The sequence below is a fragment of the Massilia sp. IC2-477 genome (assembly GCF_020707265.1).
Lineage (GTDB): Bacteria > Pseudomonadota > Gammaproteobacteria > Burkholderiales > Burkholderiaceae_D > Telluria.
Window position 1 is genome coordinate 682,442 of sequence record NZ_JAJFEQ010000001.1, and the last position, 23,702, is coordinate 706,143.

At 67.2% G+C, this 23,702-nt stretch carries 18 protein-coding genes and 1 tRNA gene; 15 read left to right on the forward strand and 4 right to left on the reverse strand.

Annotation, left to right across the window (positions count from 1 at the left end; translation table 11 throughout):
- Positions 1-106 precede the first annotated feature (106 nt).
- On the reverse strand, positions 107-619 hold the full coding sequence (locus LK542_RS03085) for a thioredoxin domain-containing protein (protein WP_227800503.1): 513 nt from the start codon (positions 617-619) through the stop codon (positions 107-109).
- Positions 620-783: 164 nt separating this feature from the next.
- Between LK542_RS03085 and LK542_RS03090 the strand changes: the two genes are divergently transcribed.
- The 11 genes from LK542_RS03090 to LK542_RS03140 all read left to right on the forward strand — a co-directional run bounded on the left by LK542_RS03090 (position 784) and on the right by LK542_RS03140 (position 15,137).
- On the forward strand, positions 784-1,443 hold the full coding sequence (locus LK542_RS03090; protein WP_227810752.1) for a hypothetical protein: 660 nt from the start codon (positions 784-786) through the stop codon (positions 1,441-1,443).
- Between the two features lie 110 nt (positions 1,444-1,553).
- Complete coding sequence (locus tag LK542_RS03095; RefSeq protein WP_227800505.1) at positions 1,554-2,312, forward strand: 3-hydroxyacyl-CoA dehydrogenase; 759 nt, start codon at positions 1,554-1,556, stop codon at positions 2,310-2,312.
- Between the two features lie 28 nt (positions 2,313-2,340).
- Entirely contained in the window at positions 2,341-4,203 is a 1,863-nt protein-coding gene (gene ggt / locus LK542_RS03100) for a gamma-glutamyltransferase (RefSeq protein WP_227810753.1), read from the forward strand.
- A gap of 134 nt (positions 4,204-4,337) precedes the next feature.
- Positions 4,338-5,747: a hypothetical protein gene (locus LK542_RS03105; RefSeq protein ID WP_227810754.1), complete on the forward strand. Its 1,410-nt coding sequence runs from the start codon at positions 4,338-4,340 to the stop codon at positions 5,745-5,747.
- Complete coding sequence (locus LK542_RS03110; RefSeq protein ID WP_227810755.1) at positions 5,744-6,097, forward strand: hypothetical protein; 354 nt, start codon at positions 5,744-5,746, stop codon at positions 6,095-6,097. Before LK542_RS03105 ends, LK542_RS03110 begins: the two co-directional genes overlap by 4 nt.
- A gap of 103 nt (positions 6,098-6,200) precedes the next feature.
- Positions 6,201-6,725, forward strand: a complete 525-nt coding sequence (locus LK542_RS03115) for a hypothetical protein (protein WP_227810756.1) — start codon at positions 6,201-6,203, stop codon at positions 6,723-6,725.
- 60 nt (positions 6,726-6,785) lie between these two features.
- Positions 6,786-7,955, forward strand: coding sequence for a patatin-like phospholipase family protein (locus LK542_RS03120; protein ID WP_227800510.1), 1,170 nt, complete (start codon positions 6,786-6,788; stop codon positions 7,953-7,955).
- Positions 7,956-7,981: 26 nt separating this feature from the next.
- Positions 7,982-12,175: a two-component regulator propeller domain-containing protein gene (locus LK542_RS03125; protein WP_227810757.1), complete on the forward strand. Its 4,194-nt coding sequence runs from the start codon at positions 7,982-7,984 to the stop codon at positions 12,173-12,175.
- A gap of 55 nt (positions 12,176-12,230) precedes the next feature.
- Positions 12,231-12,902: a response regulator gene (locus LK542_RS03130; RefSeq protein ID WP_227810758.1), complete on the forward strand. Its 672-nt coding sequence runs from the start codon at positions 12,231-12,233 to the stop codon at positions 12,900-12,902.
- An 83-nt stretch (positions 12,903-12,985) separates the two neighbouring features.
- Positions 12,986-14,617, forward strand: coding sequence for an AMP-binding protein (locus tag LK542_RS03135; RefSeq protein WP_227810759.1), 1,632 nt, complete (start codon positions 12,986-12,988; stop codon positions 14,615-14,617).
- A gap of 7 nt (positions 14,618-14,624) precedes the next feature.
- A complete protein-coding gene (locus tag LK542_RS03140) occupies positions 14,625-15,137 on the forward strand; it encodes a MarR family winged helix-turn-helix transcriptional regulator (RefSeq protein ID WP_227810760.1) in 513 nt (170 codons plus the stop codon).
- 3 nt (positions 15,138-15,140) lie between these two features.
- On the opposite strand, the gene LK542_RS03145 is transcribed toward LK542_RS03140, so the two are convergent.
- Positions 15,141-15,593: a PEP-CTERM sorting domain-containing protein gene (locus LK542_RS03145; protein WP_227810761.1), complete on the reverse strand. Its 453-nt coding sequence runs from the start codon at positions 15,591-15,593 to the stop codon at positions 15,141-15,143.
- 323 nt (positions 15,594-15,916) lie between these two features.
- Here LK542_RS03145 and LK542_RS03150 point away from each other — a divergent pair.
- Together LK542_RS03150 and LK542_RS03155 are read left to right on the forward strand one after the other, a co-directional pair.
- Positions 15,917-15,991 (forward strand) — tRNA-Arg (locus tag LK542_RS03150).
- 97 nt (positions 15,992-16,088) lie between these two features.
- Positions 16,089-18,857: a PAS domain-containing protein gene (locus LK542_RS03155; protein WP_227810762.1), complete on the forward strand. Its 2,769-nt coding sequence runs from the start codon at positions 16,089-16,091 to the stop codon at positions 18,855-18,857.
- Between the two features lie 225 nt (positions 18,858-19,082).
- Here the strand turns inward: LK542_RS03155 and LK542_RS24930 are convergent, their stop codons facing one another.
- Both LK542_RS24930 and LK542_RS03165 read right to left on the reverse strand, forming a co-directional pair.
- Positions 19,083-19,712 carry a cold shock domain-containing protein gene (locus LK542_RS24930; protein WP_374040111.1) on the reverse strand — a complete coding sequence of 210 codons (630 nt, stop codon included), beginning with the start codon at positions 19,710-19,712 and terminating at the stop codon, positions 19,083-19,085.
- A 455-nt stretch (positions 19,713-20,167) separates the two neighbouring features.
- A complete protein-coding gene (locus LK542_RS03165) occupies positions 20,168-20,776 on the reverse strand; it encodes a PH domain-containing protein (RefSeq protein ID WP_227800518.1) in 609 nt (202 codons plus the stop codon).
- A gap of 184 nt (positions 20,777-20,960) precedes the next feature.
- Here LK542_RS03165 and LK542_RS03170 point away from each other — a divergent pair, with 184 nt between their 5' ends.
- Both LK542_RS03170 and LK542_RS03175 read left to right on the forward strand, forming a co-directional pair.
- Positions 20,961-22,910: an ATP-binding cassette domain-containing protein gene (locus LK542_RS03170; protein ID WP_227810764.1), complete on the forward strand. Its 1,950-nt coding sequence runs from the start codon at positions 20,961-20,963 to the stop codon at positions 22,908-22,910.
- A 52-nt stretch (positions 22,911-22,962) separates the two neighbouring features.
- Positions 22,963-23,691: a CAAX prenyl protease-related protein gene (locus LK542_RS03175; protein WP_227810765.1), complete on the forward strand. Its 729-nt coding sequence runs from the start codon at positions 22,963-22,965 to the stop codon at positions 23,689-23,691.
- The last annotated feature ends 11 nt before the right edge of the window (positions 23,692-23,702 follow it).

Consider the following 23,702-nt stretch of genomic DNA (forward strand, 5'->3'; position numbering starts at 1 on the left):
GGTCAGCTCGTAGGGTGGTCCGCCCTGCCGACCGCGCGTTCGACTCCGGCACGCATGACGACTGCTCATTGAGGAGTTGAACGCGCGCACGGACGAGCCGTGCACCCTACAGGTACTTCTCGACGGCGGCTGTTAGCGACTCGCGGTCCGAATCCCCGTGGTAGCGCTCGCCGTTGATGAAGAAGCTCGGCGTCCCGCTGGCGCCAAGCGCCTTGCCTTCGTCGGCCTGGGCGCGGATCTGCTCGCGGTAGCGGCGCGCCGCCAGGTCTTCCTGGAAACGGCCGTTCTCGATGCCGAGCTGCTGGGCCACCAGTGGCAGCTGGGCTGGCGACATCTGCGCCTGGTGCTCGAACAGTGCGTCATGCATCTGCCAGAACTTGCCCTGGGCGCCGGCCGCCTCGGCCGCCTCGGCGGCGCCTTCCGCGAACGGGTGCATGCCGAGCGGCAGGTGGCGGTAGACCAGGGCCAGGCGCTCGCCGTAGCGCTGCTGCAGCTCGACCAGGGTAGGGTGGGCACGCGCGCAATAGGGGCACTGGAAGTCGCCGTACTCGACGATGACGATGTCGGCGTCCGGGCGTCCGCGCACGTGGTCGTTTTCCGTGATCTGCAACTGGCTCATGCCTTCTCCTGTCGATATGTGTTGGCCCGATCTTCGCATGCCGTCCCGGGGCTATGCCGCCCGTTACCGCCCAACAATCATGTGAGGAATTGTTTCGCGTGCGCCGACGCCGCTTGCAGGGGCAGATAATGAGCTGTCCACATTTCAAACTCACGAGGTGCACCATGCGTCCCACCAAGTCCATGATTGCCCTGTTGCTCGCGCTGGGATCCAGCTGCGCGCTGGCCCAGAACGGGGCGTCGCCGCAACCGCCGACCGGCAAGCCGGTGTCCGACAGCGCCAGCTACGGTCCGGTACTGAACCCGCAGACGCCGCCGGCGACCACGCAGCAGCCTACCCAGGCCGCCGGTGAAGCCCGGCCCCAGGCGCAGGAAGAGCGGGCCGGCCAGCCGCCCGTTACCAGCAAGCAGGTCGAGGTCGATCCGTCGGCCCGCCCGGCCCCAGGCAGCAATCCGCCGCAAGGGCAGGCGCAGCCGCAGACCCGGCAGCAGAACCAGCAGCCCATGACCGAGCAGGAAAAGCGCGGGCAGCCCGAGCGCCAGCAGCAGACCAAGAAGCAGGCCCAGCGCCGTCCGGGCGCGGTGCAGCAGATCACGAGCACGCCGCGCATCGTCGCGCCTGCGCCGACCCTAACGCCGCGCGCCCCGGCGCCTGGCGTGTCCGCGCCGGTGGGACCGCAAACCAGCCAGGTAATCGGCTGCGCCGGCAGCGGCTGCACCGACGTCAACGGCGGCAGCTACAACGCCAGCGGCCCGGGCAATACCACCGTGAGCAGCAGCGGCCGCCTGTGCACCCGCAACGGCGCCAACATGCAGTGCATTTGACGGGGCTGCGGGCCCCCGATGGTTTTTCTTGCCAAAAGTTCGCTACAATGCCGCTGTTTGACGTTTACGTTAACGTAAAAGCGCACAAGAATTTTTAAAAAGGGAAAACCATGCAAATTCAGAACAATGTGTTCATCGTGACCGGTGGCGCGTCGGGGCTTGGAGCAGCCACCGCGCGCATGATCACCGAAGCGGGCGGCAAGGTCGTCATTGCCGACGTGCAGGCTGAGGCCGGCGCGGCCCTGGCGGCAGAACTGGGTGGCCAGTTCGTCAAGTGCGACGTGACCTCGGAAGCGGACGGCCTGGCCGTGGTCGAGGCGGCCTCGAAGCTGGGCACCCTGCGTGGCCTGGTCAACTGCGCCGGCGTCGCGCCGGCCGTCAAGACCGTCGGCAAGGACGGCCCACACCCGCTGGACGCCTTCCAGCGCGCGGTGAACATCAACCTGGTCGGTACCTTCAATATGTGCCGCCTGGCGGCCGACGCCATGGGCAAAACCGAAGCATCGGAGTACGGCGAGCGCGGCATCATCATCAATACCGCCTCGGTCGCGGCCTTCGACGGCCAGATCGGCCAGGCAGCCTACGGCTCCTCGAAAGCGGCGGTGGCCGGCATGACCCTGCCGATGGCGCGCGACCTGGCGCGCAGCGGCATCCGCGTGATGACCATCGCCCCGGGCATTTTCGAAACCCCGATGCTGATGGGCATGCCGCAGGAAGTGCGCGACTCGCTCGGCAAGATGGTCCCGTTCCCACCGCGCCTCGGCATGCCGAAGGAATACGCGCACCTGGCCAAGGCCATCATCGAAAACGTGATGCTCAACGGCGAAACGATCCGCCTCGACGGCGCGATCCGCATGCAACCGAAATAAGTACATACATATCGCTTCCTGAAGCGTGATGCCAATTGTTGTAGGATTGGCAGATGTCGGGCGCGTGGCGCAAGCCGCGTGCCCGTTTTGCTTTTGGAGAAACGATTTGAATAACACGAAGTTGCGCAGCACCGTCCTGGCCCTGGCACTGGCCTTTACTGTTCACCCCCTGTTGGCGCAGGACGTCCGCCAGGCGGCGCCCGAAGCCGCCACCGGCTACCAGGAAAAAGCCGGCTGGCCGGCGAAAAAATACATGGTGGCCGCGGCCAACCCGCTGGCAGTGCAAGCGGGCTACCAGATACTGAAACAAGGCGGCAGCGCGATCGACGCGGCGATCGCCACCCAGCTGGTCCTGACCCTGGTCGAGCCGCAGTCCTCGGGCATCGGCGGCGGCGCCTTCCTCGTTCACTACAACGGCCGCAAGACCCAGGCGTTCGATGGCCGCGAGACCGCCCCTGGTAAGGCCGACGAGCGCCTGTTCCAGCGCCCCGACGGCACGCCGCTGTCGCGCACTGAAGGCATTGTCGGCGGCCGCTCGACCGGCGCGCCGGGCGTGCTGCGCATGCTCGAGCTGGCGCACAAGGAGCACGGCAAGCTGCCGTGGAAGGCATTGTTCGCGCCGGCCATCAAGCTGTCGGAAGAAGGCTTCGCAGTCAGCCCGCGCCTGCACGCGCTGCTCTCCGGCGACCAGCACCTGCGCAAGGACCCGGAGGCCGCGCGCTACTTCTACGGCAATGGCGGCCAGCCCTGGCCGGTCGGCCACATCCTGAAGAACCCCGCGCTGGCCAAGACCCTGCGCGAGATCGCCGAAGGCGGCGCCGACGCCTTCTACAAGGGCCACATCGCACGCGACATCGCGGCCAAGGTGCAGGGCCACCCGACCAACCCGGGCCTCTTGAGCGCCGCCGACATCGCCGCCTACCAGCCGAAAGTACGCACGCCGGTGTGCAGCGACTACCGCGCCTATACCGTGTGCGGCATGCCGCCGCCGTCTTCCGGCGGCATCGCCGTGGCCCAGATGCTGGGCATGTTCGAGACCATGGACATGAAGGCGCTGGCGCCAGCGAAGGGCGTGCCGGGACCGGACGCGCTGCACGTGTTCAGCGAAGTCGGGCGCCTGGCCTATGCGGACCGCAACCGCTACGCGGCCGACACCGACTTCGTGCCGCTGCCTGGCCGCGGCCTGCCTGGCCTGATCGACAAGGGCTACCTGGCCGCGCGCGCCAAGCTCGTCGGATCGCGCTCGATGGGCGAGGCGCCGGCCGGCAAGCCGCCCGGCATGGACCTGGCCTGGCACTGGGGCAAGGACAACGCCATCGAAACCCCGTCCACCTCGCACGTGGCCGTCGTCGATGGTTATGGCATGGGCCTGGCGATGACCACCACCATCGAAGACGCCTTCGGCTCGCGCCAGATGGTCGACGGCTTCATCCTCAATAACCAGCTGACCGATTTTTCCTTCGCATCGCGGGATGCCGACGGCCCGATCGCCAACCGCGTGGAAGCGCTCAAGCGCCCGCGCAGCGCGATGTCGCCGACGATCGTGTTCGACCGCAAGACGGGCAAGCTGGTGCTGACCGTCGGTTCGCCCGGCGGCCCGGCCATCATCAACTACGTGGCCAAGGTGCTGGTCGGCACGCTCGACTGGGGCCTGAACGTGCAGGAAGCGATCTCGCTGCCGAACTTCGGCAGCCGCAACGGCCCCACCGAGCTGGAAGTGGGGCGCTTCCCGTCCACCACGATCGAAGCGCTGAACGCGCGCGGCCACAAGGTGCGACTTGGCGAGCAGACCTCGGGCCTGCACGGCATCCAGCGCATCGAGGTGCATGGCGTGCCGCTGTGGTACGGCGGCGCCGACCCGCGCCGCGAAGGCGTGGCAAAGGGGGACTGAACCCGGTCGCTACAAACCGGTGAAAAAGCCGGACAACTGGTGACCAATTCGGGAAGCCTGTCCGACAAACTTGCGACAGATGGGTGACGGCGCCTGCCTACGATGACGGTATTGACACCGACATCGAGATTGCCATGCGCCCCACCACCGCCCGCCCCATCCTGCTCGCCGCCAGCCTGCTGGCCCTGCTCAGCGCCTGCGGCGGCGGAGGAGGGGACGCCGGTGGCGGCGCCGGCGGCGGCAAGGACAATCCTCCACCGCCGGTGCAGACGAGCGTCGAGCACCGCGTGACCGGCGAAGCCGTCGTCAAGGTGCGCGGCGCCGGGGCCGGCTGGGTTGTGCTGGTCGACCAGCTGCAGCCCTCGTTCGCCTCGTTCCTGCGCCCGGCGCGGCGGCTGGTGATCGCCGAAGGCGCCGCCGCCTCCAGTACCTATGCGCCGCCCGAAGGCTGGTCGCTGCTCGATTTCGCCGTGCACCCGAGCCGCGAGATCAGCGTCGTCATCGCCACCGACAGCGAAGTGCGACTGCTGCGCCTGGACCGGCGCGGCGCGGTACTGGCGCAGCACGCCTTCCAGGACGCCGCCATCGCCGACGACCCTCTCTTCAGCGACCCCGCCATCCCCAATCACAAGGCCCTGCTGCCGAAGGCGACCCGCGACGGCGTGCGCCTGGCGCCGCTCGGCGAGCACTTGGCCATGGCGCTGCACACCGCCCGCAATTCAATCCTGGCCTATCGCTACGCCTACGGCGCCGGCGGCTTTGCCCGCAACTGGCGCACCCTGGTGGAGCCGGGCGTGTTCGTGAGCGGCCGCAGCGTCATCAGCGGCACCTACGATCCCTATGGCAGCCTGGGCGAGCAATGGCAGGTCTTGCTGGACGCCGATGCCAACGGACGCATCGCCGTTGGCGTCAACCTGAACCCGACGGACTATGCCGAGGCCCACGCCGAGCATTTCAAGGAGGCCTTGCCGGCCAGCTTCTACGCCGGGGCCCTGATCACCGAACTGGCGCCCGACGGCCGCCGCGTCGGCACCAGCTACATCGAACCGCGCACGCCCTTCGAACTGAAGGCCGTGAAATGGCACGGCAACGCCATCGCCGCGGTCGGCCGCGTGCTGCCGGTCCGCCGTCCCGATGGCTACGGCTGGGACGGCGTGCTGAGCCTGATCCCGGCCGGCAGCAAGGGCCGGGCGGATTACCGCACGGTCGACATCGACCGCGGCGACGTGCTGCTCGACGTCGCGTCGCTGCCGGACGGGCGCCTGCTGGCCTCGGGCAGCACCGGCTACTTCCAGAACCCGAACGGCGCCAGCATCTCCGAGGACGCCAAGCCCCTGCTGCTGGTGCTCGAGGCCGACGGCCGCGTGCGCGAACAGCTGCCGGCGGGCGTCGGGCCGCGCCACAACCAGCTGCGTTCGGTGGCGCCCTGGAATGGCGGCTGGCTGGCCGCCGGCATGGAGAACGGACCCGGCACCCATTCGGCCGATGCCGACCCCGCGCTGCTGCGCGCGGACGGCCATGTGCGCAGCATCCGGATCCCATGAACGGCATCCATGCGCACCAGGCCGGCCGCCATCCCCGCCCGCTGTTACTCGGCATGCTGGCCTTTGCCGTGTGCGGCCTGGCGCTGTGGTTTGCACCCGCTCACCTGGGCGCCGCGGTCCTGTTCGCGATGGCGCTGGCCGTGCTGGCCGGGCGGGCGAGGGCGCTTGCCGACGACTTCTTCGCCGGCCTGGCGCTGGCCCTGGCCGGCTGGGGCGGCGCCGGGCTGGTGCTCGGCAGCCCGGCGCAGCGTTTCAGTACGCTGATGCTGTTGCCGGAAGTCTTCCTGCTCACCTTCATCCTCGGCAGCATGGGCTTCTCCCTCGGCGTCTGCCTGCGCCGCCGCCCGTGACAATGTGAGATTTTTTCGCGAGTCCGGCGGGGCTACACTGGGCCATGGACAAAAAACTGCTGGTACATGCGCAGCCGCCAGCCTGCACGCGGGAGCGGCGCGCATGAATATTCTCGATTTCATGGCCGGGACCTTCTCCGTCCGGCTTCCGGACGGCCGCTTCGTGTATCGGCCCCTGGGAGCCCGCGGCGCCTGCTACGTGATGACGCTGGCCCAGCGCCGCACCCGCGCCTGGGCCCAGCTGGCCTTCTACGGCGCGCTGATTGCGCTCGTCGCGCACTACCCGCCCGTACCGATCACCAAGGGCGTGGTCATCGGCGGCGCCGGCATCCTTGCCTTGAACTACCTGCTGCTCTGGCTGTACACCTTCGGCCTGGACAAGACCGAGCCGCCTGCGCCCATGACACGTGAGCAGCGCCACAGCGCCGTGGCGGACCAGGGCCGCGCGCTCGGCCGGCCGCTGCTATGGATCATGGTCATCGTCAGCTGGCTGTTCGCGCTCGGAGGACTGTCGATGGTCCTGCTGCTCGGGAAATGGCTGAGCGGCCTGCTGTGCATGCTGTTCTTCGGCGCCTGCGCCGCCGTCTTCACCTGGCAGCTCCGGCTGACCCGCGCGGAACGTCGGTGAAAACCAACTAACAGGCTATTTATTTCCCAAGAGATAGTCGATTTTTGCTACCCTTGGGAGGTGGACAGCAACGAGAAAACAGGCCTGGTCCTCACAGGCGGTGGAGCGCGCGCCGCCTATCAGGCCGGCGTGATGCATGCGATCGCGCGCATCCTGGCCGACGCCGGCCGCCCGGCCCTGCGCTCTCCCTTCGACATCATCTGCGGCACCTCGGCCGGGGCGCTCAACGCCACCGCGCTGGCCTGCCGCGCCGACGACTTCACGAGTGCCGTGCGCGGCCTGCTGGGCGTGTGGGAAAGCGTGGCCGCCCACCAGGTCTACCGCGCCGATTCGCTGGCCGTGCTGCGCTCCGGCGCGCGCTGGCTTTCGCTGCTCTCGTTCGGCTGGCTGCTGCGCAAGTGGCGAGCGGCGCCGCCCCAGTCCCTGCTCGACAACACCCCGCTGGCCGGCCTGCTGCACCGCGTGCTCGACCTGCCGCGGCTGGACGCGGCGCTGGCCGATGGCGTGCTGCATGCGCTGGCGATCACCGCCTCGTCGTACAGCAGCGGCCACCACATCACCTTCTACCAGGCGGCGCGCGAGATCACGCCCTGGCAGCGCCACCAGCGCCTGGCGCTGTCGACCCAGATCGGGGTCGAGCACCTGCTGGCTTCCAGCGCCATCCCCTTCATCTTCCCGGCGGTGCCGCTGTACCTGGCCGGACGGCGCGAATACTGCGGCGACGGCTCGATGCGCCAGCTGGCGCCGATCGCGCCGGCCATCCACCTGGGCGCGACCCGGGTGCTGGTGGTGGGGGCGGGACGCATGGCGGAGCCGGCGGTCGACCCTGTGCCCACCAGCGGCTATCCGAGCCTGGCGCAGATCGCCGGCCATGCGCTGTCCTCGATCTTCCTCGACAGCCTGGCGGCCGACATCGAGCGCCTGCAGCGGGTGAACCAGACCCTCGAGCGGGTGCCGCTGGAGGCACGCGCGGCGCTGCCGCTGCGGCGCATGGAACTGCTGGTGATCGCCCCCTCGGAGCGGCTGGACGACATCGCGCTGCGCCACGTGCATAGCCTGCCGGCGCCGGTGCGCACCCTGCTGGGCGGGATCGGGGCGCTGGAAACGCGCGGCGCGGCGCTCGCGTCCTACCTGCTGTTCGAGGGCAGCTACACGCGCGAACTGATCCGCCTCGGCGAACACGACACCCTGGCACGGCGCGACGACGTGCTGGCCTTTTTCCCGCAATGAAGGCCTGGTTTAGACTCCTGGCGAGCATGCTGCTGCTGGCCGTGTGCGCGGGCGCGCTGGCCGGCCCGCCACGCCCGACCCTGCGCTTCGAGCACCTGTCGGTGGGCCAGGGCCTGCCCCAGGAAACCGTGCTGGCCGTGCTGCAGGACCGCGACGGCTTCATGTGGTTCGGCACCCAGAACGGCCTGTCGCGCTTCGACGGCTACCGCGTCATCAACTACCGCAGCGTACCGGGCAAGCCCAATTCGCTGTCGAACAGCTGGGTGCGGGTCCTGCACCTGGACCGCCACGGGCGCCTGTGGCTCGGCACCGACGGGGGCCTCAACCTGTACGACCCGGCGACCCAGTCCTTTACCCTGTTCGTGCCGGAAGAGACGGCCAGGCGCGGGAATGGCAACCGCCACATCAACGCCATCGTCGGCGACGGCGGCGACGGGCTGTGGATCGGCACTAACGACGGCCTGCAGTACTTCGACACGGCGCTGCGCCGCTTCACCACCTGGCACCACGAACGCGGTGACGAACGCAGCCTGAGCGACGACAACGTCAACGCCCTGGTGCTGGATACGACCGGGCGCCTGTGGATCGGCACCGGCGGGGGACTGGACAGCCTCGGCCCGAAACGCGAACGGATCGAGCACCATCCTTCCGGCCTGGGGCCGCGCAGCAACCCGGTGCATGCCCTGATGATCGACGGCGAGCAGCGCCTGTGGGTGGGGCGCCTGGGCGGGCTGGAACGGCATGCACTGGCCGGCCCGGACGCCGGCAAGGTCAAGCGCTTCGATGCACAGGACGGCGTCGGTCCGTGGTGGATCACGACCCTGTACCGCGACGCCGGCAACGAGATCTGGGTCGGCACCCACGACGACGGCCTGCTGCGCTGGCGCGGCCGCGAGGACCGCTTCGACAACCACCGCCACGCCGTCACCGACCGCCACAGCCTGGGCGACAACCAGGTCTCGGCGCTGTACCGCGACCGCCTCGGCACCTTCTGGGTCGGCACCTGGTATGCGGGCGTGTCGCGGGTCGACCTGGGCAGCGGCGGCTTCGCCCGCATCGTGCGCCGCGACGACGTGCCCAACACCCTGGCGGACAACAAGGCGCGCGCGCTGCTCATGGACACGCGCGGCGACAACGAGCGCCTGTGGGTCGGCACCGGCAGCGCCCTCAACCACATCGACCCGGCCACCGGCTACACCACCGTGTACCGGCCCGACCCCGCCAAGCCCAACAGCCTGGCCGGCCTGCCGGCATCCGCACTGGCGCGCGACCGCGCCGGCATGCTGTGGATCGGCAGCCGCACCGGCCTGACTTCCTTCGATCCGGCCCTTGGACGCTTCGTGCGCCGCAGGCTGCCGGGCGATGCCGACGCCAACAACGTGCGCGCCCTGTACGCCACGCCGGACGACAGCATCTGGATCGCGACCCGCGGCGGCCTGCACCGCCTTGCGCCAGGCACGCGCGCGGTCGAGAGCTGGCGCCACGACCCCGCGCGCTCGACCAGCCTCGCCGACGACATCGTGCGCCCGATGCTGCAGGACCGGCGCGGGCGCATGTGGATCGGCACCTTCGACGGCCTCGACCTGATGGATCCCGCCAGCGGGCGCTTCCGCCACTTCCGCCACGACCCCTACGATGCGGCCAGCCTGAGCCACGACGAAGTGCATGACCTGTTCGAGGACAGCCGCGGCGACGTCTGGGTCGGCACGGCGGTTGGGCTGAACCGCATGGTGACCGCCGCCGACGGCTCGGTGAGCTTCGTGCGCTACACCACGCGCGACGGCCTGGTGGACGACGCCGTGGCCGCGATCCTGGAAGACGGCGACGGCCGCCTGTGGATCAGCACCACCAGCGGACTTTCCTGCTTCGATCCGGTCAACAAGCGCTGGCGCAACTACACGGCGGCGGACGGCCTGACCGAGGGCGCCTTCTTCGACGCCGCGGCGGTGCGCGGCGCCGACGGCACCCTGTACTTCGGCGGCTTCAACGGCATCACCGCCTTCGACCCGCGCGCGATCCGCGACAACCGCATGGCGCCGCGACCCGTCATCACCGGCCTGACGATCTTCAACCGGCCGGCCGAGGAAGTGCTGCCGGGCGTGCTCAAGGGCCCGGTCGAGCATGCCGAGACGGTGACGCTGCCGGCTGGCGCCTCGGTGTTCTCGCTCGAATTCTCGGCGCTGCACTTCGCCGCGCCGGAACGCAACCGCTTCGCCTACCGCCTCGACGGCTTCGACCAGGACTGGGTGCAAGGCGACGCCGCCAAGCGCTTCGCCACCTACACCAACCTCGACCCCGGCACCTACGTGTTCCGCCTGCGCGCGGCCAACAAGGACGGGGTCTGGAGCGACCAGGTGGCGGCGCTCGCGATCACCATCGAGCCGCCGCCCTGGGGCACGCCCTGGTTCCGCGCGATCGTCCTGTTCCTCGCGCTGGCGCTGCTGTACGCGGCCAACCGCATGCGCATGTCCGGCCTGCGCCGCCAGAAGGAGCAGCTGGCGCGCCAGGTCAGCCTGCGCACCGAACAGGTGGAAGAACAGAACCGCACGCTGGAGCGCCAGACCGAAGAGCTGCGCGACCAGGAGCAGCGCGTGCGCCAGCAGTCCAACGAGCTGGCGCGCGCCTACCGCGCGCTGCAGGAGAACGAGGAATTCCTGCGCCAGGCCAAGCAGCGCGCCGAGGACGCGACGCGCCAGAAGTCCGAATTCCTGGCCAACATGAGCCACGAGATGCGCACCCCGCTGGCCGGCGTGATCGGCATGCTCGGCTTCGCGCTGCGCGACGGCAGCCTGCGCGAGACCACGCGCGAGCAGATCGAGCGCGGCCAGGGCAATGCCCAGGCCCTGCTGGCGATCATCAACGACCTGCTCGACTTCTCCAAGATCGAGGCGGGCAAGCTGAGCATCGAGAACATCGACTTCGACCTGCATGCCATGATCCGCAACGTGGCCAGCCTGTTCGAGGAGCAGGCGGCCGGAAAGAGCGTCGGCTTCGAGGTGGTGGTGGACGAGGTGCTGCCGCGCTTCGTGGTGGGCGATCCGACCCGCCTGCGCCAGGTGCTGGTCAACCTGGTCGGCAATGCCTTCAAGTTCACCCGCTCCGGTTCGATCACGCTCGGGGTCGAGCTGCGGGGCGATGACCAGGTGCGCGGCGATGGCTGGAACATGGTGCGCTTCACGGTGCGCGACACCGGCATCGGCATCCCGGCCGACGCGCTGCCGCGCCTGTTCCAGAAATTCGAGCAGGCCGACACCACCACCACGCGCCGCTACGGCGGCACCGGCCTGGGCCTGGCGATCTGCCGCCAGCTGGTGGCCCTGATGGGCGGTTCCATCGGCGTCAACAGCCTCGAGGGCAAGGGCAGCACCTTCAGCGTGCTGCTGCCGCTGGCCGACGGCGTCGAGCCGGCCCACGTGGAAAGCGCGCAGCGCGCGCCGCACACCCATCGCCTGCGCATCCTGTGCGCCGAGGACTTCCCGACCAACCAGATCATCGCCCGCACCATGGTCGAGGAGATGGGCCACCAGATCGACATCGCCGACAACGGCGTCCAGGCGGTGGCGGCCTGCGCCCGCACCCGCTACGACCTGGTGCTGATGGACGGGCGCATGCCGGAGATGGATGGCGCCAGCGCCACCCGCATCATCCGCGCCGGGGGCACGTTCGAGGCGCGGGTGCTGGATCCGCACCTGATGATCGTGGCCCTGACCGCCAACGCCAGCGGCGAAGACCGGGCGCGCTACCTGGCCTGCGGCATGGATGCCTTCCTGACCAAGCCGATCGACGAGGACGCGCTGCACCAGCAGATCTCGCGCGCCATCGAGCGCCAGCTGGCGCGCGGCATCACGCTGCCGCCGATGCCTGCGCCGACACCGGCGCCGACGGTGGCGGTGCTGGACGCGATGTTCGGCGTCACCACCGCGCCTGCGCCGGCGCCGAAGGAAGCGGCCGATGCGCTGGCCGGCCGCCTGCGCGCCGCCTTCGCCGCCGACCTGCCGCGCCGCCGCGCCGAACTGGATGCGGCGCTGGCCAGCGGCGACCTGGATGCGGCCGGCCGGGTGCTGCACGGCCTGCGCGGCAGCGCCGCCTACCTCGGCGAAACCACGCTGGGCGCGCTGTGCGCCGAACTGGAAGCAGCCGCCGACGCCGGCCACCTGCCGCGCGTGCTGGCCGGCCTGGCGAGGCTCCAGCCCCAGCTCGACGCTTTCGAGCAGTCCTGAGCGCAGCTGTGCCTATAATGGCAACTACAGGAAACGGCATGGGAGCACGGACTGGATGAAGGTGCTGGTGGTGGATGACGACGTGGTGGCGCGCATGATGCTGATGCATCAGATCGACAACTGCGGGCAATTCGAGATCGTGGAGGCGGAGGACGGCGAGCATGCCTGGCGCATGCTGGCGGACGGCCTGCGCCCCGGCATCATGTTCTGCGACCTGCGCATGCCGAACCTGGACGGCATGGGCCTGCTGGCGCGGGTGCGCGCCGATCCGGTGCTGGCGGCGCTGCCGGTGGTGCTGGTCTCCGCCGCTTCGGACGGCGACACCCTGTCCGAAGCCGGGCGCCTGGGCGCCGACGGCTACATCGTGAAACCCTTCGCGGCGGGGCAGGTACGGGCCCAGCTCGCGCGCCTGGTGCAGCCCGATGCCGACCCGGCCGAGGTCGCGCAGCGCCTCGGGGTCAGCCTGGACCGCCTGCTGCTCTACCTGGGCGGCCTGCAGCGCCAGCTGGAAGAGGCGGGACCGGCCATCGCGTCCCTCCCGAGCCTGGCGCGCTCGGCGCAGTTGGAGCGCCTGGCCGAAGGCTGCGCCACGCTCGGGCTGGCGGATGGCGCCGCGCGGCTGCGCAGCGCCGGCGTGCAGGACGATGCGCAGCTCGCCCAGACCGCGCTGGCCCAGGCCCTGGGCGGTGTTCTGCGCCAACAGGCGCGCGCGCAAGCACAGCCCTGATTTCGCTTGCCGGCCAATTACTTTAGATTTAAAGTAATCCGCGACCTTGCTGCACCACTGCCGGACTTTCACAGGGACCCGACATGACCGATGCCTCCGCAGCACTTGCGCCGTCCGGCTATGCCGACGGCTTCGCCCGCGCCATGCTGCCACCGCTGGACGAGTGGCCGGAATTGCGCTTCGACCTGCCCGAGCTCCAGTACCCGCCGCGCCTCAACTGCGTGGCCGAGCTGTTTGACGCCGCCACCCTGCGCGGCTGGGACGAACGCACGGCCCTGATCGGCGCCCGCGAACGGCTGACGTATGCCGAATTGCGCGCGCGGGTCGACCGCATCGCCCATGTGCTGCACCACGACCTCGAGCTCGCGACCGGCAGCCGGGTGCTGCTGCGCGGCGCCAACTGCCCGATGATGGCGGCCTGCATCCTGGCCGTGATCAAGGCCGGCTGCATCGCGGTGCCCACCATGCCGCTGCTGCGTGCCCGCGAGCTGGGTACCATCGCGTCGCGCGCCCGGGTCGACGCGGTCCTGTGCGCGGCCGCGCTGCGCGCCGAGGTCGATGCGATGGAGCCGGGTGGACTTCCCTTGGTCCTGTTCGACGATCCCGACGCGCCGGATGCACTGGAGCGGCGCATGGCGGCCCACGACGCCCCCTTCGCCGCGCTAGACACGGCCGCCGACGATGTCTGCCTGATCAGCTTCACCTCCGGCACCACCGGCGTTCCGAAGGGGACCATGCACTTCCACCGCGACCTGCTGGCGATCTGCGACTGCTTCCCGCGCTACACCCTGGAGTCGCGCATCGAGGACGTCTTCATCGGCACGCCGCCGCTGGCCTTTACCTTCGGCCTGGGCGGGCTGCTGCTGTTTCCGATGCGGGTGGGCGCCAGCGCGGTCCTGATCGAAAAACTGAATCCGGAAGGCCTGCTGGCCGCGATCCAGGAACGGCGCGCCACGGTGTGCTTCACCGCGCCCACCTTCTACCGCCAGATGGCCCAGCTGGCGCCGCGCTTTGACTTGAGCAGCCTGACGCGCAGCGTGTCGGCCGGCGAAGCGCTGCCGGTAGCGACGCGCGAAGCGTGGAAGGCTGCGACCGGCCTCGAGATGATCGACGGGATCGGCGCCACCGAGATGCTGCACATCTTCATCTCCGCCGCCGGCAGCGACGTGCGCCCTGGCGCCACCGGCAAGCCGGTGCCGGGCTACCTCGCCTGCATCCTCGACGAGGACGGACAGCCGGCAGCGCCGGGCGTGGTGGGGCGCCTGGCCGTGAAAGGGCCGACCGGCTGCCGCTATCTTAGCGACCCGCGCCAGCGCAACTACGTGCAGGGTGGCTGGAACATCACCGGCGACGCCTACGAGATGGATGCCGACGGCTACTTCTACTACCGTTCGCGGCTGGACGACATGATCATCTCGGCCGGCTACAACATCGCCGGCGCCGAAGTCGAGGAAGCGCTGCTGCACCATCCGGCGGTGGCCGAATGCGGCGTGGTGGGGCGGGCGGACGAGGAGCGCGGGCAGGTGGTCGAGGCCCATGTGGTGCTGAAACCGGGCGTCGCGCCGAGCAGCGAGACGGCGCTGGCCCTGCAGGAATTCGTCAAGGCCCAGATCGCGCCCTACAAGTACCCGCGCGTGGTGCGCTTCCGCGAACAACTGCCGCGGACCGAAACCGGTAAACTGCAACGGTTTAAATTACGCTTGGATGCGGTCTGAGGAAAACATGTCGGATCTCGAGGATGGCGGGCAGGGCAGGGAAGACGAGTTCGACCTGGCAAGCCGCTTGCGGCAGGAACACCACCAGTCGCTCAAGCTGTGGCTGCGCATGCTGTCGTGCACGGTGCGCATCGAAAACGAGATCCGGGCCCGGCTGCGCGCCAGTTTCGGCATCACGCTGCCGCGCTTCGACCTGATGGCCCAGCTCGAGCGTCATCCCGAGGGCCTGCGCATGGGCGAGCTGTCCAAGCGCATGATGGTCACGGGAGGCAACGTCACCGGCATCACCGACCAGCTCGAGCGCGAGAAGCTGGTGGAGCGGATGCCCGACCCGCACGACCGGCGCGCCTGGGCGGTGCGCCTGACGCCGGCCGGCCGCAAGGCCTTTGCCGACATGGCGGCGGTCCACGAGCGCTGGATCGAAGAGATGCTGGCCGATATCCCGGCCGAGGACAAGGCCAGCCTGATCGGGCTGCTGGCCTCGATGAAGGGCCGGCTCAGGATTGCCGACCCGAAGTAGCCATCAGCCGCGACGGCGGCGTACACCCGTTGCCGCGAGCAGGCCCAGGCCGAGCAGGACGATGCCGCCCGGTTCCGGCAGCTCGACCTGGTCGTAGGACACGCCCATGGTGGTCGTGTAGTGGCTCAGGCGGCCGATATTGCACTTGCTCTGGTTGTTCGCGCAGGCGCCGCCAGTGAGGAACTGCACCTGGTCGTCGGTCCAGACGAGCTGGCTCAGGTTGCCGGTGTTGCGGAAGAAGAAGGTGGTCGCGGTGGCATTGGTGCCGCCGGTGCCGAACTTCAATGCGAAGTAACCCGGTTGGGTCAGGTCGGTCAAGAACCAGGCGCCGGGCATGCCGGGCACCGCGCTGGCGCTGATGAGGTCCGCATCAGCCTTGCCGCTCAGGAACAGGGTCTTGTCGCCAGACAGTTTGCGCAGCATGTCGAGCTCGGCTGCGTCACTCGAATTGTTCATCTTTGCTTCGCCAATCTTGACGTCGACCGCGAAAATTGGCGCCGCTTGCGCAGCGGGAGTAGTCAGCGCTGCCAGCAAGTACAGCACAGCAAAAGCGATTCGGCGGGTTGCATTCATTGTCATATTATTTCTAATGGAGAAACTATGCTATCTATAAAGCAAGTTTTATGCCATAGTAGAAATATTTATGGAAATCAATGAGTTGCCAAGGATGCCTCTGTTGATAGGAGATGTTCTGTAAGATTTTTCGACAGTGGGCCATGCTTCGGGAGGACGGCAGTTCTGCTTTGGCAAGACGACTGGTACAATAGCGGTCTGCGCGTGTCGCCATAGTACAATGGATAGTACAAGGTCCTCCTAAGACTTAGATGCAGGTTCGATTCCTGCTGGCGACACCATTCTCCGCCCATCCGGGCAAGCGCTTTTCCGCCCGGCTATACTTGCCGCTCCGCTGGCCCGTCCGGGCGGCGCCCGTCATTCAATCGGACCCGCTCGATGTTCCTCACCGCTCCCACGCCCGCCGGCAAGTCCGATACCGTCGAGACGCTGATGGCCGCCCATGACTGGCGCGCCACGCCTTGCGGCGAGCCGTCCGGGTGGGAACCGGCGCTGCAGTATGCGCTCCGCCAGATGCTCGATGCGGCGGTGCCGATGTTCATGGTCTGGGGCGAGGCCGAAACCTTCCTCTATAACGACGCCTACGTGCCGATCCTGGGGCTGCGCCATCCGCATGCGCTGGGACAGTCGTTCGAGCACGTCTGGCCGGAGGCCTATCCGGCCGTGGCGCCTGCCGTGGCAAATGCGATGGCGGGCCAGCCGACCAGTTTCTCGCATGCTCCTTTTGTCGTGACCCGCAACGGGGTCGACGAGCAGGTCTCGTTCTCCTTTACGTATTCGCCGCTGCGGCGCCTGGACGGCACGGTGCTGGGCTTCAGCTGCGTGGTGCTGGAGACGACCGATATCGACGCCTGGCGCCGCAGCGAGGCGGCGCTGCACGACGCCCAGCTGCGCCTGGAAGCCGCGCTCGGCGCTGCCCAGGTCGCGACCTGGAACTGGGACATTCGCGCCAACCGCGTGTATGCGGACGCCAACCTGGCGCGCATGTACAGCGTCTCGGACCGGGATGCCGACGGCGGACCTATCGAGGCCTACCTGACCGCGATCCACCCCGACGACGTGGCCAAGGTAGGGGCGCACATCGAGCATGCCCTGAGCACCGGCGACGCTTTCAGCGAAAACTACCGGCTGCGCGCCGCGGACGGCAGCTGGCGCCACGTCGAGGCGCGCGGCAAGGTGACGTTTGGGGCCGACGGGCTTCCCGAATGGCTGCCTGGCATCGCGCTCGATGTCACTGCCCAGAAAGAGGCCGAGGCGCGCCTGCAGCGCAGCGAGGCGCGCTTCCGGCGCCTGGCCGAATCGAACGTGCTCGGCATCGTGCAGTACCGCGCCGACGGCGCGCTGCTCGATCCGAACGATGCCTTCCTCGACATCCTGGGTGTCACGCGCGCCGAGTTCGAGCGCGCGGGCCTGTCGTGGCGGGCATTGACGCCGCCCGAGTGGCGCGAGGCGGACGAGCGCGGCTGGGCCCAGCTGCGCGCCACCGGCGTGATGGAACCCTACGAGAAGGAGTACCTGCGCAGCGACGGCAGCCGCGCCGCCGTCTACCTCGGCGCCGCGAACGTCGAGGGCAATCCGGACGAAGGCATCAGCTACGTGCTCGACATTTCCGGCATCCGCGCCGCCGAGCGCGCCCTCAAGGAAAGCGAAGCGCGCTTCCGGGTGATCGCCAATGCCATGCCGCAGGCGGTGTGGTCGACCCGTCCCGACGGCTTCCACGACTACTACAACGACCAGTGGTATGCCTTCACCGGCATGCCCTACGGTTCGACCGACGGCGACGCCTGGAACGGTCTGTTCCATCCGGACGACCAGGCGGCAGCCTGGGACAAGTGGCGCCATTCGCTGCGCACCGGCGAACCCTACGAGATCGAATACCGCCTGCGCCACCACTCGGGCCACTACCGCTGGGCGCTCGGGCGCGCGCTGCCGGTACGCGCCGAGGACGGCAGCATCGTGCGCTGGATGGGCACCTGCACCGATATCCACGAACAGAAACTGACCCAGCAGGCGCTGCAGGAAAACGACCGGCGCAAGGACGAATTCCTGGCGATGCTGGCGCACGAACTGCGCAATCCCCTGGCGCCGATCGCCACCGCGGCTTCACTGCTGACGATGGCGGCGCAGGACCCGGCGCGCGTGCGCCAGGTAGGCGCCGTGATCTCGCGCCAGACCGCCCACATGACGGGCCTGATCGACGACCTGATGGACGTCTCGCGCGTCACCCGCGGACTCGTGACCCTGGAGCGCGAAGACCTCACCCTGGCGCAGGTAATCGACGACGCCGTCGAGCAGGTGCGCCCGCTGGTCGAGGGCAGGACGCACCGGCTCGAGCTGCAGGCGGCCGGCGCCGCCGGTATCCGGGTGCGCGGCGATCGCAAGCGCCTGGTGCAGGTGCTGGCCAACATCCTCGGCAATGCGGCCCGCTATACGCCGGCGGGCGGACACATCGTGCTCAAGGCCGGCATCGACGAGGGCCGCGCCGTGCTGTCCGTGCGCGACAACGGCATCGGCATGTCGCCCGAGCTGGTCGCCAGCGCCTTCGAGCTGTTTCACCAGGGGACGCGCAGCTCCGACCGCGCGCAGGGCGGGCTCGGTATCGGCCTGGCGCTGGTGCGCAGCCTGGTCGAGCTGCACGGCGGCACGGTGCGCGCTGCCAGCCAGGGAGAAGGGCGCGGCAGCACCTTTACCGTCAGCCTGCCGCTGCCTGAACAGGGCGGCGCCACGCAGGCGCAGGCGGACGGCGTAGAGCCGCAGGCCGCTCCCGCCGCGCTGCGCGTGCTGGTGGTCGACGACAATACCGATGCCGCGGAACTGGTGGCGATGTTCCTGGGCCTGCTCGGCTACGACGTCTGTGTCGAGTTCAGCGCGGCCGCGGCGCTGGAGCGGGCGCGCCAGGTCATGCCCCAGGTCTGCCTGCTCGACATCGGCCTGCCGGGCATGGACGGCAAGGAACTGGCGCGCCGCCTGCGCCAGATGCCCGGCCTGGAAGACGTACGCCTGGCGGCGATGACCGGCTACGGCCAGCCGCACGACCGGCGCGAGACCGAAGCGGCGGGTTTCGATGCGCACTTCGTCAAGCCGGTCGAGACCGATGCGCTGGCGGCGTGGCTGGCGACGGCGGAAGGGCGAGGCGCGGCGGACTGACGAATTCCAGTGCGTCCACGGAACCGGGGTCAGGTCTGACATCCGGACACGAACTCGGCTTTAGGCTTGTTGGATACTATCAGCTAAGTCCGGTATGCAAGAACATCCGCACGCAGCTCGTGGATAAGCGCTGAGCTTGTGTCTGAATGTCAGACTTGACCCTGTAATGACGGCTCTGCGTACCAGGCTGTTGCCCGCAGAGCAGCTATGGATTGTTGGGCCTTTTTAATTGCACCATTGTTGCTCACACGGGATTCCGTCGCCGTCGCCGTCCATGTCAGGAACCTTGCATCGTTCATGGTGAAACAGTGCTTCAGCACACGATCCCATTTTTGAACACGAGTTCTTCTCTGGTGTGCACTGAAACTCTGGATGCGGCCTAAGTGCGTCTCTAGCCGAAACGATCTTGTATACGCTCGCGGGGATTGTGCTGTCTTGGTTTGAGTGCCGAACATAACCGACATATCCAAGCATGAGCAGAAGCACCAAGCCGAATATCGCAGAAGATAAGCCGCCTGAAGAACTTTGCCTGGATGGCTTGCTTCCAATGAGCTCAGCAGCAATTGCCTGGGGTCGGCCTTTTTCATCTCGCCGAATCTCATAGGTTACCAAGCTTCCCAGACGTGGACGACCTTTTTTCGTCCTGCCAAGTGCAGATATATGCAGGAAGGTTCGCTCATTTGCCCCGTGTTGGATTACGAAACCAAAACCACGCTCATCGTTCCACTCTATAACTTTTCCTTGAAGGCGCATGTCTTCGTTCTTCCTAACTGGAGGATTCGCATTTATTTTGAACGAGTAACTGTCCGCTGTTTGCCGGTTGCGGACGCATTGTAGGGGCCGCTTCCGACCCATTGCGGACCTACGAAGGCAGGTATCCCCGCGGCAGCTTCTCCATGACGATTACATCTTCCAGTCGAGCCAAACGAAACCTACGAACGCAACGAATGCAAATGCCAGAGAAGGCGCTAGCGTAGATGCAGCGGCAGTACGAAGCAACCTCGCAAGTCGAGGTGAAGAATCGGTAACGGTCATTGCATACGTCAGAGCACAGAGTGCGATAGGGACCCAAACAAAAAGCGCATGACCCAGCAGCTTAGACAGCATATTCACGCTTGATGGAAGCAACACAAGCGTGCAGCAGAAGTACAAGCTTGCAAGAAGCAGAGTAAGCACAAACGCACCGACAGGGCGGAACTGTGGTCTACGCAGGATCATGTTTGCAATCCCAGTGAATGCAAATGTCCGCTTCCGATAGCGGACGCTCGACAGATCCGGCCGGGAAGATCAGACGTTCCGGCCGGCGAACATCAGTTATGAATGTACTTGGTGAACACGTCACTGAAGTCGCGCTTGGTATGCGTCTCCAGCATCGCCGTGTTCAGCGCGCTCAGTAGCTGCCCGTACGAGGCAACCAGACCACCTTCGCCCGGCGCCAGGTTCAGCTTGTGCACCGAGGCCGTCGCATCCAGCGTGCGCAGCGCATTGTCGCGGCACACGGCGTCGCGGTGCTGCTGCTTGCCGATCGTGATCAGGGCCTTGTAGATGTCCTTCAGCTGTTCGATGTAGGTCTTCTTGATGTCGATCGAGAAGCGGATGTTGTCGATGTCAAACTTGAGTTCGACGTCCATGTCCAGCGTGCCGGCGGTCTCGATGCTGACCTTCGAGACCTGGTGCGAGGCGTAGTCGTAGCGCTTGATCGATCGCTTCGAGGACACCGCCGAATCGCCGTCGACATGGATCAGCGCCAGGTTGGTGAAGCAGTATTCGTCCTTCTTGCTCTTGATGAGGAAGAAGATCTGCTCGCCGTCTTCGCTGAACAGGTAATCGTCGGCGTCGACCTTGTTGTAGTCCGCAGGCCCGACGATGACGCCGATATCGCTGATGCCCAGTGCTTCCGCTGCCAGTTTCTTGAACATGATCGCCCTCGCGTGGTGAAAGCAGTCACATTAGCATTATTTTTCTGCAGGAAAAACGTTTCCGTGGACAGATATCGCGTTGTGTAGTGCTTCAGCCGCGCCTCGGGCGCGCCAGTCGGTACAATGCACGCTTCTTTCAACATTTTGCGTCTGTCGCCCCTGGTGGCGGACGGGTTCACGGATCATGGCTGTCATTTCCCTCACTTCCGCGCAATTGGCCTTTGGTCACGTCGCGCTGCTCGACCACGCTGACTTTTCCCTCGAGACCGGCGAACGCGTCGGCCTGATCGGCCGTAACGGCACCGGCAAGTCCTCGCTGCTGAAGATCATCTCGGGCCGCTCAAAACTCGACGATGGCCTCCTGGTCATGCAGCAGGGCGTCAAGATCGCCTACGTCGAGCAGGAGCCCGTGTTCGATCCCGAGTCCAGCGTGTTCGACGCCGTGGCGGCCGGCATGGGTGACCAGCAGGCCATGCTGGCCGAGTACGAGTCGCTGACCGGCCAGTTCGGCGGCGACAACGACGAGGCGCTGATGGAGCGCATGCACGAGATCCAGCTCAAGCTCGATGCCATCGATGGTTGGAACCTGGCGCACAAGGTCGACACCACGCTCGACCGTCTCGGACTGAACCGGGAAGCGAAGATGGGCACGCTGTCGGGCGGGATGCAGAAGCGCGTGGCGCTGGCCGTGGCCCTGGTGTCCGCACCCGACGTGCTGCTGCTCGACGAACCGACCAACCACCTCGACTTCACCTCCATCAAATGGCTGGAGGGTCTGCTGCGCGAATTCCGCGGCTCGGTGCTGTTCATCACCCACGACCGCAGCTTCCTCGACAATGTCGCCACGCGCATCATCGAACTCGATCGCGGCCGCCTGCTGTCCTTCCCGGGCAATTTCTCGACTTACCAGGAACGCAAGCGCGAACTGCTGGCGAACGAAGAAGTCGAGAATGCCAAGTTCGACAAGTTCCTCGCGCAGGAAGAAGTATGGATCCGCAAGGGCGTGCAGGCACGCCGTACGCGCGACGAGGGCAGGGTACGGCGCCTGGAGGCGCTGCGCCTGCAGCGCGCGGCACGCCGTGAGCAGCAGGGCACGGTACGCCTCGACGTTGGCACCGGCGAGCGCTCGGGCAAGATCGTCGCCGAGCTGGAAAACATTTCCAAGTCGTACGGCGAGAAAGTCATCATCAGCAACTTCACCGGCACCATCATGCGTGGCGACAAGGTTGGCCTGATCGGACCGAACGGCGCCGGCAAGACCACGCTGCTGAAGATCATCCTGGGCGACGAGACCGCAGACAGCGGTACGGCCAAGCTGGGCACCAAGCTGAACGTGGCCTATTTCGACCAGATGCGCGCCCAGCTCAACGAAGAGGCGAGCCTGGCCGACACCATCTCGCCGGGCAGCGACTGGGTCGAAATCAATGGCCAGAAGAAGCACGTGATGACTTACCTGAACGACTTCCTGTTCGCGCCGGAACGCGCGCGCTCGCCGGTGAAGTCGCTCTCCGGTGGCGAGCGCAACCGACTGCTGTTGGCGCGCCTGTTTGCCAAGCCGGCCAACTGCCTGGTGCTGGACGAACCGACCAACGACCTCGACATCGAAACCCTCGAACTGCTCGAGGAATTGCTTGAGGAATATTCGGGCACCGTCTTCCTCGTCAGCCACGACCGCACCTTCCTCGATAACGTCGTGACCCAGGTAATCGTGGCCGAAGGAAACGGTCTGTGGCGTGAATACGTCGGTGGCTACACGGACTGGGAGCGTGCGCGTGCGAGCGAGCCGGCCAAGCCCGCGTCCGTGGTACAAAAGGCCGTACAAGCCGCATCCGCCAGCCCCACGCAGCCCGCGGCCAAAGCTGGTGAAATGTCATCTACCGCACAGAGCGGGACTGGTAAAAAGGTAAAGTTGAGCTACAAGGAACAGCGCGAACTGGAGGAACTTCCCCAGCTGATCGCCACTCTTGAAGATGAGCAGTCCGCCATTACAGCCCAGCTGAACTCGGCGGATTTCTACAAGCAGAATCCCGGTGACGCGCGCCGTCTGAGCGAGCGTCATGCCGAGATCGACGACCTGCTGCTCGACGCTCTCAATCGCTGGGAGCGCATCGAAGCCCGCGCAAGGGGCGAGTAGCGTAACGAACGGGGCAGGCCAGGCGCCTGCAAGGAAAGGACCAGACCGGGACATGACCGAGCATAACGATCCACGTACCGCTCCAACTGCACCTCCCGCGTTCCCGGTCGACGCACCCCTCTTCAGCCGCGCCGCCTGGGCGCGCATCCTGCCATTCGGCGCCTATATCTTCTTCATCATCCTCGGTGACATGCTCGAACGCACGGGCATGTCCCGTGCCGACCTGCGCTGGCTGTACCCGGTGCAGATCGCCGTCGTCGCGCTGCTGCTGGGCGTCAACTGGCGCAGCTACCACGAGCTGCGCGCGCCGCTCCCTGGTCTGAAGCAGCTGCTGCTTGCGCTGCTGGTCGGCGTGCTGGTGCTGGTGCTGTGGGTGAATCTCGACGCGCCCTGGATGACGGTCGGCTCGAGCCCGGGCTACGACCCGCGCACCAACGGCGAACTCGACTGGCTCCTGATCCTCATCCGCATCGCCGGCGCAGCGCTGGTGGTGCCTGTCATGGAAGAACTGTTCTGGCGCTCTTTCGTCATGCGCTGGGTCGATGCCGCCGACTTCGAAGCTTTGGCCCCGGCGCGCGTGGGCATCAAGGGTTTCCTGGTCTCGGTCGTCCTGTTCGGCTTCGAGCACAACCTCTGGCTGGCCGGCATTGTCGCCGGCGTCGCCTACAGCCTCCTGTACATGCGTCACCGCAACCTCTGGTCCGCGGTAATCGCCCACGCTGTCACCAATGGCCTGCTCGGGGTCTGGGTGGTCGCGACCGGCAGCTGGGCGTTCTGGTAAGCACAGGCTTG